This is a genomic window from Neolewinella persica DSM 23188, from assembly GCF_000373105.1.
Lineage (GTDB): Bacteria > Bacteroidota > Bacteroidia > Chitinophagales > Saprospiraceae > Neolewinella > Neolewinella persica.
Window position 1 is genome coordinate 97,400 of sequence record NZ_KB890447.1, and the last position, 14,565, is coordinate 111,964.

Below are 14,565 nucleotides of genomic sequence, written 5' to 3' on the forward strand. Positions count from 1 at the left end.
CATGGCTAACTACCGCGCCCCCGGCGTTTATGTCGAGGAAATATCATCATTCCCGCCTTCAGTGGTGGCCGTGGAAACGGCCATCCCCGCCTTTATTGGTTACACGGCCCGACGGCCGGGGCCCCCTTTAGCCGCAGGGGTAAACGCGGCTGATCCCGTTCGAATCGGTTCGTTACTTGAGTTTGAGGAGCTTTTTGGCCGGGGCCTTGCCCCCGCAATTACCCGGATCGATCTGGATGATAACCACCAGTTCGTGCGGGCGAGCCTGGACCAGACCTTTTATCTATATCCAGCGCTGCAACTTTTCTATGCCAATGGCGGTGGTGATTGCTACATCGTTTCGGTCGGTGATGCGCTTGCCGCTGGTGATGCGCCCGACGCCACCGAGCTCCAGGATGGGATTGCTGTGTTGGAAACCTGGGATGAGCCGACCATTTTACTGATGCCCGATGCGGTTTCTTTAATTCCCGCAGTTGGAGACCCTCACCCCATGTACGGATTAGCCAACCTTATGTTGACCCACTGCCAAACCCTGATGGACCGCGTGGCTGTCATCGATTTGCCGGAAGATGCCGTAGACGGAGCCGACTTCCGGACGAACACCGGGACAGCGGGCCTGGCCTACGGAGCTGCCTATACGCCTTGGTTAAATGCTGCCCTTGCAAAACCCTATAACGCTGACATTCTTGATGCCAATGCTAATATTTTCGTGGGCGCGGCCGCAGGTGCAGGGGTGAGTTTGGAGGACGCAGTGCCGCCCGACGAGCAAGTATTGGTTCAAGCTGCCGTTGCCAACGGACCGGACTCATTGGAAGCAACCACACTTTTTCAGGAATCCCCCACCTATCGCAGCATTCTACGCGGGCTCAATGCTACCGCTTTGCCGATGCCGCCCAGCGGGGCGGTGGCCGGACTCTACGCTTTTGTCGATCGTACCCGAGGAGTGTGGAAGGCCCCCGCCAACGTAAGTGTGAGCGGGATACAGTCCGTCACCGACGTCTTTACCCACACCGAACTTGGCAACCTTAACGTAGACGCCATCAGCGGAAAATCTATCAACGCTATCCGGCATTTTACGGGCAAAGGCATCCTGGTATTCGGCGCGCGCACCCTGGCAGGAAATGATGGAGACTACAAATACATCTCCGTCCGCCGGCTGATGAATATGTTGGAAGAGTCCATCAAAAAAGCCACCGAACAATTCGTTTTCGAACCCAATACGGCCAATACCTGGACACGGGTACAATCGATGATCGAAAACTTCCTCACCCTGCTTTGGCGCGATGGCGGCCTGCAGGGTGCCAAACAAGAACATGCCTTTCGGGTGGCCGTTGGCCTGGGCCGGACGATGACGCCACAGGATGTTATCGACGGCCGGATGATCGTAGAGATCGCCGTGGCGCCCGTTCGCCCCGCCGAATTCATCGTTCTCCGCTTCATGCAGCACTTACCCAACAGCTAAAAATCACCTCCCCATGCTAGCCAATCTAAAAGTCCCGGGCGTATACACCCAAGAAATATCCGTACTGCCTCCTTCGGTAGCCGCAGTACCTACCGCCGTGCCGGCCTTCCTGGGGTATACCCAGCTTACGCAGGATGCCGACGGACAGAGCCTCATCAACGTCGCCGTTAAAATTCAGAGCCAAAAAGAATTTGAAGCGCTCTTCGGTTTCGGCCCTGAGCTACGGCTGACCGAAGTGTTCCTGGATGCCCAGCTGCGCTTCCTCCGCTCCGATGTGCAACTTGACTTTTACCTCTACGATGCCATTCGCCTCTTTTATGCCAATGGCGGAGGGGAATGCTACATCGTTTCCGTCGGTGGATACAGTTACGATCCCGGGGGAGGTCCCGAAATCGTACCAGCGAACTTCACGGATGCAGGAACCGGCCTTGATGTCATCAGCCGGGTAGACGAACCTACACTCTTACTCTTTCCCGACGCGGCGGCAATGGACAATGCCGGTCTCATTGCGGTACAACAAGCCGCCCTCGCCCAGTGTGGGGATCTGAAGGATAGGTTTACCGTCTGTGATCTAACGGAGGGAGATACCATTCAGCGCGTCGGGTTTGCACCCGGGCAAGATTTCCGGGATGCCATTGGTGTTAATAACCTCAAGTATGGTGCCACGTACACGCCGTGGTTGCAATGCTCCTTGCAACACCCAATTGACTTTTCGCTGCTACAAAGCATTACGCTCAACTTTGCCGATGGATCTACCCTTGTAGGGTTTGACCACACTACGTTGCATGACGACAATCCGGACATTCTGCCTTTGATGCTGGTCAATACGGTAATCACTGCCCATAATGAAATTCAAGCGGGCCCTCAACCTGTTGACACCACCGCTTTTACCGCAGCCCTCGATGCCTCGGAAGCCGATCCCCCCGTAGTACCACTACCTGTTGAGATTCCCCCTTTGCGGGTCGCCCTCGATGCGGCGATCACTAACTATGATGCGGACGACACCCTAACCGATGAGCTGGCGACAGCTTTTGCCGACTACCAGGCGGCGATATTTTCAGCCTACGATCTGGAGAATAACCTCCGTAGTCTTTTCCCGCTTTACGGCACAGTAGCCAACGGAGTCGAGAACGCCGTTACCCACCACCCGCCAAGCGGAGCAGTGGTAGGTGTATATGCACGGGTGGATGCTGCCCGGGGTGTCTGGAAAGCACCGGCCAACGAGAGCCTGAACTCCGTACTAGGGCCTACGGCCCGTTTTACCCAATCGGAGTTGGCTAACCTAAACGTGTCTACCAACGGTAAGTCCATCAACGCCATCCGGGCCTTTACCGGCAAGGGGACACTCATCTTCGGCGCCCGCACATTGGCGGGCAATAGTGGCGACGACCGCTACGTCAATGTCCGCCGACTGCTCATCTTCCTGGAAGAATCCATCGAGAAGGCCGTTGAAGCCTTCGTCTTTGAGCCCAATGATGCGAACACCTGGCGGCGGGTACAGGGCATGATCGAAAATTTCCTCAACCTGCAATGGCGCGCAGGCGCCCTGCAGGGCGCCAGGCCGGAAGACGCCTACCGCGTAGCCGTTGGTTTAGGCCGGACGATGACGGCAGACGATGTGATAAACGGCCGCATGATCGTCGATATCAGCCTGGCTCCGGTCCGGCCAGCGGAATTCATCATCCTCCGCTTCAGCCAGCAGCAGGCCCAAAGCTAGTGCGCTGTCAGGCCAGTCCTGGCCGACTATCGACGGCGTCTTACAACTCCAATTAAGGGAGGTGGCACCTTGCTTCCTGGTCTCCGGTATTGCACCTGCGTCCGCGCCCAAAAACAATTAATTTCTAACAATTAACTCTCCAGAATCATGGCAGACTTACCCTTATTAAAATTCGGATTTCTCGTGGAATGGGGCGGCGAACGCGTCGGCTTCACGGAATTAACCGGCATGGAATCCTCCACCGAGATCATCGAATATCGTGAAGGGGCCAGCCCCGTGGCTTACAAGCAAAAGATGCCAGGTATGCTGGCTTTCGGCAACATTACCCTGAAGCGGGGAACGCTGGCGCTGGACTCTGATTTTCACCGTTGGTTCAGCACCCACCAGTTCAACAATACGGAACGGCGGGACCTCACCATCAAACTGCTCAACGAAGAGCTGGAACCCGTGATCACCTGGCGGGCACTCAATTGCTTCGTGGTGAAGTACATGCCTTCAGAACTCAAATCGGACGCTAATGAAGTGGCGGTGGAGGGTGTGGAAATTGCGATGGAGTCGCTGCATCAGATGACCACTTAAAAGCACTTTAATCCATGGACTTTACCCCCGCACTAGGTTTTCATTTCAGCGTTCACTTCGGATTTTCCGGAGGGGGCGAAGACATCCGTTTTCAGTCCGTAAGTGGCCTGAATGTAGAGTTCACCACGGAGAACGTGGTGGAAGGCGGTGAGAACCGATTTGAACACGTGCTGCCGGTGCGGACACAATACGCGGACCTGGTGCTGACACGTGCACTCGTGGAGAGCTCTCAGTTGGTCAACTGGTGCAAAAACGCCTTTACCAATTTTGAACTCAGCCCAACGGACATAACCGTCCACCTGCTCAACCCGGAAGGCGAACCCTTACGCAGCTGGCAGGTAGACCGGGCCTGGCCAAAAAAGTGGTCAGTTTCAGATTTCAATGCCGAGGAAAACGCCCTGGTGATCGAAACCCTGGAGTTGGGCTACCGCACTTTTCATTTGCTATAAAACTCATTCGATATGCCCGTCATCATCAAAGAACTGGTCATTACCGTCAAGGCAAACGAAGCGCGTCAGGCACCCGTAAGCCAACAACGGCCAGAGGCGCGTGCGCAGCAGGCGAAGCAAGGCCAGGATGCTTTGGTACGGGAAGCCGTAGAACAAGCCTTGCAAATTCTTAACCGTAAAAACGAACGCTAAATGCTTGGGCCTTTAGAAAAAATGAAGATACTGGCGTTTAAAGACGCCGATCGGAAGCAGCCCGCGCTGCCGCCCTCTTTTCCGGTGCTCGTTAACCCGGAGAGTTACGGCATGGAACACGCCGTGGAATACGATGTGGACGAAACCGTCAAAGCAAAGGACGGAACGGAGAGCACCTCGACGCTGAAATACAAGAAAACACCCCCGGGGGTCTTTACCTGCGAGCTTCATTTTGATGCAAGCGGTATTCTGGACGGCATTGCACGGCCTGACGTGATTGCGGAAACGGAGTTGTTCAAGAAATTCCTCCTTTCCGTAGAGCCGGAGACCCACGATATGCGCCACTTTACCATTATTTGGGGAGCCATGATCTTCAAGGGAAGGGTGACGGCATTGAACTACAATTTTAAGCTTTTCTCCAATGATGGCCGGCCGATTCGTGCCGTAGCTGAAGTTTCTTTTAAGGGCAGCTTTTCCGACAAAATCGGGGAGTTGATCAACCACCTGTTGTCTCCCGATCTGACGCACCGTCGGGTGGTTCGGGCGGGGGATACCCTGGCCAACCTCTGCCAGGAGGTGTACGGCAATTTAGTACACCTGCAAGCGGTGGCCCGCCATAATGAGCTGAACAGTTACCGGAGTTTACCGGTAGGAAGAACCCTTTCTTTTCCTCCCATTAAAAGCCCCGCCCGATGATCAACTCCCCTTCCCTGATCCCCACGGTGGCGCCCGCTTCGTCGGTTAGCTTTGCGGTGGCAAGTAATGGCCTTGATCTGGGGCCCTCCCTGCCCGTGCTGTCTATTGTCGTTGACCAGGAGGTAAACCGGATCCCTTCCGCTACGCTGATCCTGGAAGATGGCAGCCTGGCTGCGCAGACTTTCGCCCTGAGTGAGAGTGGTCACTTTGATCCCGGCAGCGAAATAAACATTCAACTAGGATATACCGGCACTAATGAAACGGTCTTTAAGGGCATTGTGGTGGGACAGTCCATCAAGTTACGGGCCGACAAGACCCTACTAGTCGTCACCTGCAAAGGTGCTTCCTACCGGATGGCCATCAAACGGCAGACGCGTTATTTCGAAGACCAGTCAGACGCCGATGCCTGGCAGGTGCTTTTGGACGCTGCAGGTCTTACGGGGGATTTCTCCGGAGGTGATCGGATTGTACCCGAACTAACCCAGCACCTCTGCACCGACTGGGATTTTATGGTGAGCAGAGCTGAGGCTAATGGCCTGGTCGTGATCGCTAAAAACGGCGAGGTTCAGATACTTAAACCCGAATTAGCCGCGACGGCTGCTTTGCAGCTGGCTTACGGAGCCAACCTGATGAGCTTTGACGCAGAGGTGGACAATCGCCACCAGTTCGTCGAAGTAGAAAGCTATGGCTGGAGTGCTGCTGACGACGAAGTAATGAAAGAAGATGCAGGTGTTAACCTCAGCTTAGGCGACGCGTACAGTACTGCTGCGCTGGCCGACAGTCATGATTTATCCCCGTTAAAACAAGTGCAGGGCGGTGGCGTAGAAGCCGCTGAATTGTCGGGTTGGTCTACGGCAACAAGCCGGTTTTCTGCTTTAAGCCGTGTTCGCGGCACGATGGTCTTCCAGGGAACGAGCAGCGTGACCGTAGGGGATACTGTGGAGCTGGACAAGATGGGCGCGGTGTATAACGGGCAGGCCTACATCTCGGGTATCCGCCATGAGTTGCGGGCGGGGCAATGGACGACCACCGCCCAGCTGGGTCTCTCCCCGGAGCGGCATACGGAGAAGTATGCGGTGAGTGCGCCACCTGCGGCTGGGTTACTGCCTGCAGTTAGTGGCTTACACATTGCCACGGTGCTCAATGTTCATGAAGACCCGATGGGGGAGGAGCGCATACAGATAACGTTGCCGGCTACCGCGCCGGAGGGCGCGGGGAATTGGGCAAGGCTGGCGGCCGGTGTTGGCGGCACGGAGGCGGGCCTTACGTTCCGGCCGGCAGTAAACGATGAAGTGGTGGTGGGGTTTCTTCACGCTGATCCACGCTATCCCGTAATTCTTGGCGGCCTGCACTCCTCCAGTCACCCGTCACCATTAGCGCCTACAGAAGATAATGAGCAGACCGGCTACGTGAGCCGCGGCGGGCATCGCTTCGTTTTCGACGACAATGAAAAAACCATCGAATTAACCACCATGTCGGGTGATCTGCTCCGGCTAAATGGTAACGATGGGGAGATCAAACTGGAAGACCAGCATGGAAATACGATTACCATGAGCAGTTCGGGCATCTCAATAGAATCGGCTACTGATCTGAACCTGAAGGCGACGGGCAAAGTCGCCATTGAAGGTGCCGGTCTTGAAATGAAATCATCCACCACGGCCAAATTGGAAGGCAGCGCAATGCTGACTTTGAAGGGCGGCATGGTACAAATCAATTAACGATGCCGGCAGCAGCAAGAATAGGTGACATGCATGTTTGTCCGCTCAGCAACGGACCATCACCCCACGTAGGCGGCCCCATAGCGGGGCCGGGCCAACCAACGGTGCTGATTGGCGGCATGCCTGCCGCCGTTGTGGGGGATACCTGCACTTGTGCCGGTCCGCCCGATGCGATTCTGGTGGGCTCCCCAACGGTACTTATCGGCGGTGTGCCCGCTGCCCGGATGGGCGATTCCACGAGCCACGGCGGTAGCATCGTGGTGGGACTTCCAACCGTCATCATCAACTAATCAATAACAAACCATGGAACAGGACTATCTAGGTATTGGCTGGAGTTTTCCCCCTGATTTTTCCCAGGCGGCCGGCGGCGTGGAAATGAGCTCGGGACCACAAGACGTGGCCGAAAGCTTACGCATCCTCATCAGTACCCTTCCCGGCGAGCGGGCCATGCGGCCCGACTACGGGGCCGCCTTTCAGGACTTGCTCTTCGAAAGTATGGACACTACGACCCAGACAGAGTTTTTTGACCGTATCCGTATTGCCCTGCTGCAATACGAGCCACGCATCCTGGTGGATAAGCTTGCCCTTGATACCAGTTTTCTCACCGAAGGACGGGTGGAGCTGGTGGTGGATTACCGCATCCGGGCGACCAACACCCGCTACAATTTCGTCTATCCCTTTTACCTGGAAGAAGGCAGCCTTCTGGAACAACTTTAAGCCCAACGCGCCATGTCAACTCCTGCCGATAATCCGCTGAAAAATCCTCACCCGCTGCCCCCAGACGGTAGCTTCCAGGGTGGACGGCTACCTGCAGCCCTTGCTACGGACTACGTGGGGGTAGACGAGAAATCTGTGGTAGAAGGCGTTGAATTTACGCGCCGCTTAGCGGCGTTGTTCCATTTTGTCAACAAGAACGGAGTGGCATCGGGGAATTGGACGGCCTTTTATGAACGTCATCCTGCCGTTGTGACTGCGAGGCTGATCAGCTGGCCGCTCGAGCAACTCGGTCAGCATTTCGCTGCCTACCGGGAACTAATCGAGGACCACCAAAGCCCCTTGCCTAAAGAGCAGCTACTACTGGGCATTTTTGACTTATTGAGCAGTGCCGTTGTGGCATTGGACGAGTTGACGGAGCGCCTCCCGGTTGCTTCGCCCTTACGGCAAAAAGCGGAAGCGCTGATAAAAAAACAACTTGCCCCGGCTTATCGCCGCTGGCTACAATATTACCTGGCGGCCAACCCCGTTTACTTCGGCGCATTAGGAGCTGACGAGGTTCCCGGTTATTTGCGGGATACTTACGCCGCTGGCGGACCCCTCATCAATACTGCCGATCTTTTGACGGACAATCTTTCCCTGAACGGCCGCTGGACGGAGGAGGAAACATGGACCGACTACCTGGGCAACCTCACTTCCGATCCGATTGTTTTCGGCCCCGGCCCACTCAATACTGAGCCGGAAGCGGAGATTATCCATGCCTTGGGCCATACCTTCTTTCACGGCATATACGAGGCTTTTGTATCCTCCGCCCTGCACCTGCGCGCCGGCGCCCAAACCTACTGGGATGCCCTGCTGCAACAACCTACTCACCAACCTCACCTGGCTTTACTGCTCACCTTCCTGGAAATGCGGGAGGCCCAGCGGGCGATGTTGAATGAGCTGACGGATAAACACCTCGACTTTTACTACCGCAGGGTGCTAAGAACCACCCCCGCCGCCAGCCAGCCCCCTCAGGTACATCTGGTATTGGAAGCCCGCAAAAACATGCCAGCGGCTTATTTGCTGCCCGGTACCACCTTTAGGGGCGGTAAGGATGAGCAAGGCCGGCAGCGCAGTTTTATCAGTCAGGAGGGCGTAAATGTATTGCCCGCCAGGATCGTTCACCAACGTGCACTTTTTAAGGTACACAATAGTCCGGAGGTCTACGATTTTCCGGGTGAGAACCGCGTGGTTTTTCCCCCTAAGGATGCCGGCCGCCTCTACGCCGCCACGGTGGTGAACAGCCCCGACGGAGCCGGGGAGGAGGACATGCCGGAAGGGACCGTAAGTTGGGATGCCTTTGGCCATAAAAGCAAGCAGGGAAACACCTTGAAAGCGGGTATGCCTGCCGCCAGGTTGGGCTTTGTTCTTGCGTCTCATTACCTCTTTTTGCAGGAGGGAGACCGGACCATCACTTTCAGGTTTACGGGCTCGGGGCTTAATGCACTGAAGGGGCAATCATTTAAGATCTTCCTGAGTACGGCAAAAGGCTGGTTGCAACGAAAGGCCAGTGTGGAGAACGATCTGCGCCTGTCGATATCCCTGGAGCCCGATGATCCGGCCATCTTGCCTTACAGCGAGGATGTCCATGGCCTGGGCATTACGACGGCATTTCCAGTTGCGAGGTTTGAATTGCCGCACGACGAAATGGGCTATGCTTATTATAAACTTCGGAATTCCCGGGTAACTCAGATTCAGATTGGCTTAAACGTGACCGGCCTCCGCAAGTTGGTCCTTTCCGGCCCTACCGGTCCGCTTGATAGCGCGCAAGCTTTTTATCCTTTTGGTCCGGCCCCCCGCCAAAATTCAGTATTTAATATCGGGGCCAATGAATTATTCCAGAAGCGCGGTGCTAATGCTACGCTGTACTGGGGATGGCAAAACAGTCATCCGAATGGCGTCAGTACCCAACTTGAAAGGCTGAACCAGGGTGTTTTTGGACTTATTGGAGCAAGCTTCAACCATACCGGCAGTTCGGGCAGTAAGACTTTTAGCATTGATCAGGAGAGCATGATGGAGCCGACCTTCGCTGATACACTTGCTTACCAAAGCGATAGTGTCCGTGGCTTTGTCCGGCTCAGACTGAATGGGCATTACGGCCATGCGGGTTACCCCAAGGCACTGGCGGGGTGGACGGCAGGAAAATCAGGGTTTAACGAACCATCGGTTCCCTTTGACCCAAAGATGACCGAGGTATCGCTGTCTTATACGGTAATCGAAACGGATAGTAATGTGATGAACGGCCAGGCAATTACCACCGAATATTTCCACCTTACGCCTTTTGGCAGCCAGCCTACGACGACAAATGCTGATGAAATTGACCTGCTTCCGTCCGTTTTCCCGAATGGGGATTGGGGCGCGGACGCAGGTGCATTATTAGTTGGAATAGAGCAATGGGAGCCAGGGCCGGTCCTGAGTCTTCTGTTCCAGATCGAAGAGGGTACGGCGGATCCTCTCCTGGAGAAACCGACCAACCACCTGCTGTGGCACTACCTTGACGGGAACGAGTGGAAGAGTTTCGGCAAGCAAGATTTGGTTGACGGTACGGACCAGCTACTCCGGTCTGGGTTAGTAAACCTGGAGCTGCCGCAGAACCTGAGCCTGGATTGCTCCAGAATGGGCACTACCGACATTCAGTGGATCAGGATCAGCGCTCTGACGAAGACTAAAGCGATAAACCAACTACAGGGCATACACCTGAATGGTGTACGGGTAGTTCAGGTATTTGCGGAGGGACAAATTGCTGGCAACGAACCGTTGCCTGCAGAGACGATTACCAAAATGCTGGTCCCCCTGCCCGGCGTTAAGAAAACTACGCAGCCCTATCCGAGCTTCAACGGGGCAGCCCCGGAGGAGCGGGATGAATTCTACACCAGATTAAGCGAACGCCTCCGCCACAATGAACGCGCGCTGATGGAATGGGACGTGGAACACCTGGTATTGCAGGCTTTCCCGGAAGTAGAGCGGGTGATTTGCCTTAACCACCTTGAGTTCGCGCCGGGAGCGGCTCCTGGCCAGCACATCTACCATGAATTACGGGCCGGGCACTTCACCGTAATCCCCCTGGGCCGGGCGAGCATTGATACGCTGCGACCCTACGTCAGCCTCTCTACCCGGGAGGCCATCACGGACTTTTTGCGGAAGCGCATCAGTTGCCACGCGACGCTACACGTTCGTAACCCATTGGTGGAGGAGGTACGGGTAGTCGCCAAAGTGAGATTCCATAAAGCTTACGATGACGCCTGGGCTTTTGGCCAAATTCAGAAAGACCTGATCGGCTACCTTTCTCCCTGGCAGGCATTGGGCCTTGGTAGTTTGGACTTCAGGGCAGGGGTGCAGCAGTCGTCAGTAGTGAATTTTCTGGAAGAACTGGAATACGTAGACGTCATCAAAGACCTCGTGTTACTGCATCTGGCGGACCCTGCCCAGAACAACGAAGAGTTGCTACGGCCCACCAAATTGGTCAGTGTACTGGCCTCGGCTCTAAGCCATAATTTCTCTCCCTTACCTCAAGAGGAGGTCGTGGTTATCCCCGAAGTATGTAGCCCCGGGCGACCCCGCCGCCGTGCGCAACTGATCACCGAAAACAACCCCGAAGGATGAACACCGTAATTGATCCCAGCCTGTCTCCAACTCCTGCCGCTGACTATACCTCTCTGCGGGCAACGGCCTATGCCGCCATTGAGCGGATGGCGAACGAAAAGTGGACGGATTTCAACGCCCATGACCCCGGTATCACCTTGGCCGAGCACCTGGCTGATGCGCTGGCGGAGATCGGCTACCGGGGCAGCTTCGACATCGCGGATCTACTAACGGGCCCTGGTGGCGGAATCGACCACCGGCAACCCTTCTTTACGGCTCGCCGGATCATGACAAATGCTCCGGTAACCAATGCGGATTTTCGCCGCCTGCTCATTGACCACCTGGAATTAAGCAACGCCTGGGCCGTATGTAAAGCCTGTGCCTGCGCACCCTTGCTCTATCCGGAATGCGAGCTGGAAAGCTTACGTTTTGCCCCTCGCTGGCGCTTACTGCCCGAGGGGGTGCCGGACGAGCACGAGCATCCCGTCAGGCTAAAGGGCTTTACGGACTTTTATCTTCAATTCGCCCCGGATGATGCCCTGGGTAACCTGAATAACGAGCGGGTGGAAGGCCAGTTGTTCTTCCTTGATGAAGCCAACGTCAGCCGCGCCCACACCGTAGAAATACGGATCCCAAATTGGCAGACCAGTTTCCCCAGCCCTTTTGCTGATTTTAGCGCAGAAGAAGCAGTACTAGCGGGGACCACAGCCCTTACCAGCTTCCGGCGGAACCGAGAAACTCCCGATAACCCCGAGGAAATTGACCGCGATGAGTTGGTCCGTGGGTGGCGGAATATCTTTTACTGCGACCTTCTCCTGGCCTTTACCCTTGATGGAGATACAACCACTATCGAGATTCCTGAGGTGACCATTCGTATCTGGCCAGGCGGTAGCCTGGACGGCAATGTTTCGGGGGACAGTGTCCTGGCGGCCATCATCGAAAGCGGCCTAATGGACCAATACCAGCAAAAGGCCAAAATAAGGGCTGAAGCTTTGGCGCAAAGCGTGACGTTACTCCATGAAAATCGTCGGCTTGGGGAGGACTATTGCCGCTACGACCACATTAAAGCGGAAGACGTCGCTGTTTGTGCAGACCTTCACCTGACGCCGACGGCCGATGTGGAACTTACCCTGGCCACCTTTTACCGGACCCTGGAGCGGTTGCTCAATCCGGGAGTTCCCTTCCGGACATTGACGGAGTTGACCGATCGGGGACTAACGACAGAAGAGATATTTAACGGGCCTGCCCTTGACCATGGCTTCATCCTCGAGGAAGACCTGGTGTCTTCTCAGCTAAGGGAGCAGGTCTACGTAAGTGATCTGATCAACGAATTGATGGACATTGAGGGGGTGGCACGGATCGAGAACCTGCAGTTCACGGTGTACGATGAAGACGGTAAGCCCGTTATGCCAGCTCATACCTGGTGTATTCCGGTAAGCCCGGCACATTACCCTGCCCTGTACCTGGCCGCCAGCCAGGTGATGCCCTATAAAGATGGTCTGCCGCTGCTTCCCCGAAAATCGGAGCTGCGGGATATTTTGCTGCAACTACGGTCGGCAGACCGGGCGCTGGCTTTGCCGGTAGACGAACTTGACTTTCCTATCCCTACCGGTATTCACCGGGCCGCACCATCGTACCTGCCCGTTCAACGTACCTTACCAACGACCTACGGACTAAGTGTGGAAGGCCTGCCGGCTGATGCTTCACCCCTGCGGCAGGCCCAGGCCCAGCAGCTGGCTGCCTTCCTCCTTCCTTTCGAGATGATGACGGCGGCTACCGCTGATCAGCTGACCCATTTTGGGGACCTGTTCAGCACCGACGAGCAGATGGCCGACACCTATCAGCACCCTGATCTCTTCGCGGCGGGCGGGCCGCTGGCCCACCTGGATGGCTTATTGGCTGATCCGCTGACTGCGCAGGACCAGATTGCCGAACTTACTGAAAGTGAAGGGACCTTCGCGGAGCGACGGAACCGCTTTCTTGATCACCTGCTGGCTCGGTTTGGAGAACGGATTGATAACTACAGCTTATTGATCCATGACCAGAGCACCCGCCTGGCTTATGGCCCTGAAAAGTTGATTCAGGACAAGATCCGCTTCCTGCGCTTTTACCCCGAAATCAGTGCCCGGCGGGGTGTGGGCCTCAACTATCGCCTCGGGGAAAAGGTGTGTGGCTACCGGAACCGGTCCGGCATCGGAGATCGTATCCGCAGGCTGCTGGGGATGGGAGATATCCGCTCGCTCTTTGAGTTAAGTACGCAACGAACGCCAGAAGGCTGGGAGACTACCTGGGCGCTACGCGACCCAACCCTGAATGCACTCGTCCTTCTCCCCGCACCTGCGGCCGCGCCCACCTTATTCCTAACCGCAGAAACAGCTGAAGCCGCCGCCTGGGCCACCATTGAACTAGTGATTGAGCAAGCGACGGACCTGACGAACTACCGTGTTCAGGGCGTTGATGTATTCGTTACGCTGACCACTGACGACGGCAACGGGCCACAGACAACAGACATTGCCCTGCTGGACGGAGGCGCTGACGCCCTGAGTCTACAAACCCTGGTGACCGGGCAGTTGGAGCAGGAAAAGCTTTACGTGGTAGAGCACCTGCTGCTGCGGCCAAAATTCCCCGGCGATGCGCTAATGAATGTATGCCTGGGCGAAGACTGCCAGCACTACGGGTTGGAAGATCCGTACAGCTTCCGGCTGACTTACCTGCTGCCTGCAAGTGCTGAGCCCTTTAGTGAAGACATGGACCTGCGGCGGTATGCCGACCGGCTCGTCCGACAGGAAACCCCCGTTCACCTGCTGCCTAAAGTGTGTTGGATCGGCGAATCACTCGATGAGTTTGACGCCCGTTGGTGTGCCTGGCTGGAGGCCAACGCAGCGTTTAACTGGCCAGTGCTGAACGACGAAATGGAAAGCGCAGTCTTGTACTGGATGGAGGCCAATGACGGCCCCGATACGGCCCCCGCAAGCAGGTCCGATGCCCAGTTGCTGCTGGGTTACTTCGGTGATCGATTGCGGGAACAAATGGCGTTGGTCGCTACCGCAAACACGGATCCGCCTGCCGACCTGGCGAACCAAATAATGGCGGCTGCCTGGCCGCTTAATCCCGCCCCGAATGACTATGATCATTTTGGAGCAGACCTGCAACAAATAGCGGCTAATGACCCCGCCTTGTGGGCGGCCTGGCGAGCACCAGACGATGCCAGTTTGCTTGCCCTCCGGGCCATGCTTCAACAGTTCTACACGCCCTGGTTAACCGTCAGTTTTCGGCTCCATCGCCTGTTGACCCTCTTCCAGGAAATGCACAATGTGTACCCAACCGCTACCCTCCACGACTGCGAGGACGGAGATGACGAGAACCCCGTCCGCCTCAATCAAACCTCCCTCGGAACCCAATCAAGTTCTTAAC

The 14,565-nt window shown here is 56.0% G+C and carries 11 protein-coding genes; all 11 read left to right on the forward strand.

Annotated elements, in window-relative coordinates:
* Position 1: 1 nt before the first annotated feature.
* The 11 genes from B036_RS0119455 (at position 2) to B036_RS0119505 (ending at position 14,564) form a co-directional block, all read left to right on the forward strand.
* Positions 2-1,462 carry a phage tail sheath family protein gene (locus tag B036_RS0119455; protein ID WP_020570401.1) on the forward strand — a complete coding sequence of 487 codons (1,461 nt, stop codon included), beginning with the start codon at positions 2-4 and terminating at the stop codon, positions 1,460-1,462.
* 13 nt (positions 1,463-1,475) lie between these two features.
* Positions 1,476-3,179 carry a phage tail sheath family protein gene (locus B036_RS0119460; RefSeq protein WP_020570402.1) on the forward strand — a complete coding sequence of 568 codons (1,704 nt, stop codon included), beginning with the start codon at positions 1,476-1,478 and terminating at the stop codon, positions 3,177-3,179.
* Positions 3,180-3,326: 147 nt separating this feature from the next.
* Positions 3,327-3,758, forward strand: coding sequence for a phage tail protein (locus tag B036_RS0119465; RefSeq protein WP_020570403.1), 432 nt, complete (start codon positions 3,327-3,329; stop codon positions 3,756-3,758).
* Positions 3,759-3,772: 14 nt separating this feature from the next.
* Complete coding sequence (locus B036_RS0119470; protein WP_020570404.1) at positions 3,773-4,207, forward strand: phage tail protein; 435 nt, start codon at positions 3,773-3,775, stop codon at positions 4,205-4,207.
* A 12-nt stretch (positions 4,208-4,219) separates the two neighbouring features.
* A complete protein-coding gene (locus tag B036_RS0119475; RefSeq protein ID WP_020570405.1) occupies positions 4,220-4,399 on the forward strand; it encodes a DUF5908 family protein in 180 nt (59 codons plus the stop codon).
* On the forward strand, positions 4,400-5,095 hold the full coding sequence (locus B036_RS0119480) for a CIS tube protein (protein ID WP_020570406.1): 696 nt from the start codon (positions 4,400-4,402) through the stop codon (positions 5,093-5,095).
* Positions 5,092-6,813, forward strand: coding sequence for a type VI secretion system tip protein VgrG (vgrG, locus tag B036_RS0119485; RefSeq protein ID WP_020570407.1), 1,722 nt, complete (start codon positions 5,092-5,094; stop codon positions 6,811-6,813). The genes B036_RS0119480 and vgrG overlap by 4 nt, the downstream gene beginning before the upstream one ends.
* Before the next feature lie 2 nt (positions 6,814-6,815).
* Positions 6,816-7,103, forward strand: coding sequence for a PAAR domain-containing protein (locus B036_RS0119490; protein WP_044103223.1), 288 nt, complete (start codon positions 6,816-6,818; stop codon positions 7,101-7,103).
* A 13-nt stretch (positions 7,104-7,116) separates the two neighbouring features.
* Complete coding sequence (locus B036_RS0119495) at positions 7,117-7,530, forward strand: GPW/gp25 family protein (RefSeq protein WP_020570409.1); 414 nt, start codon at positions 7,117-7,119, stop codon at positions 7,528-7,530.
* 12 nt (positions 7,531-7,542) lie between these two features.
* Entirely contained in the window at positions 7,543-11,172 is a 3,630-nt protein-coding gene (locus B036_RS0119500) for a baseplate J/gp47 family protein (protein ID WP_020570410.1), read from the forward strand.
* Positions 11,169-14,564 carry a hypothetical protein gene (locus B036_RS0119505; protein WP_020570411.1) on the forward strand — a complete coding sequence of 1,132 codons (3,396 nt, stop codon included), beginning with the start codon at positions 11,169-11,171 and terminating at the stop codon, positions 14,562-14,564. Before B036_RS0119500 ends, B036_RS0119505 begins: the two co-directional genes overlap by 4 nt.
* Position 14,565: the final 1 nt, after the last annotated feature.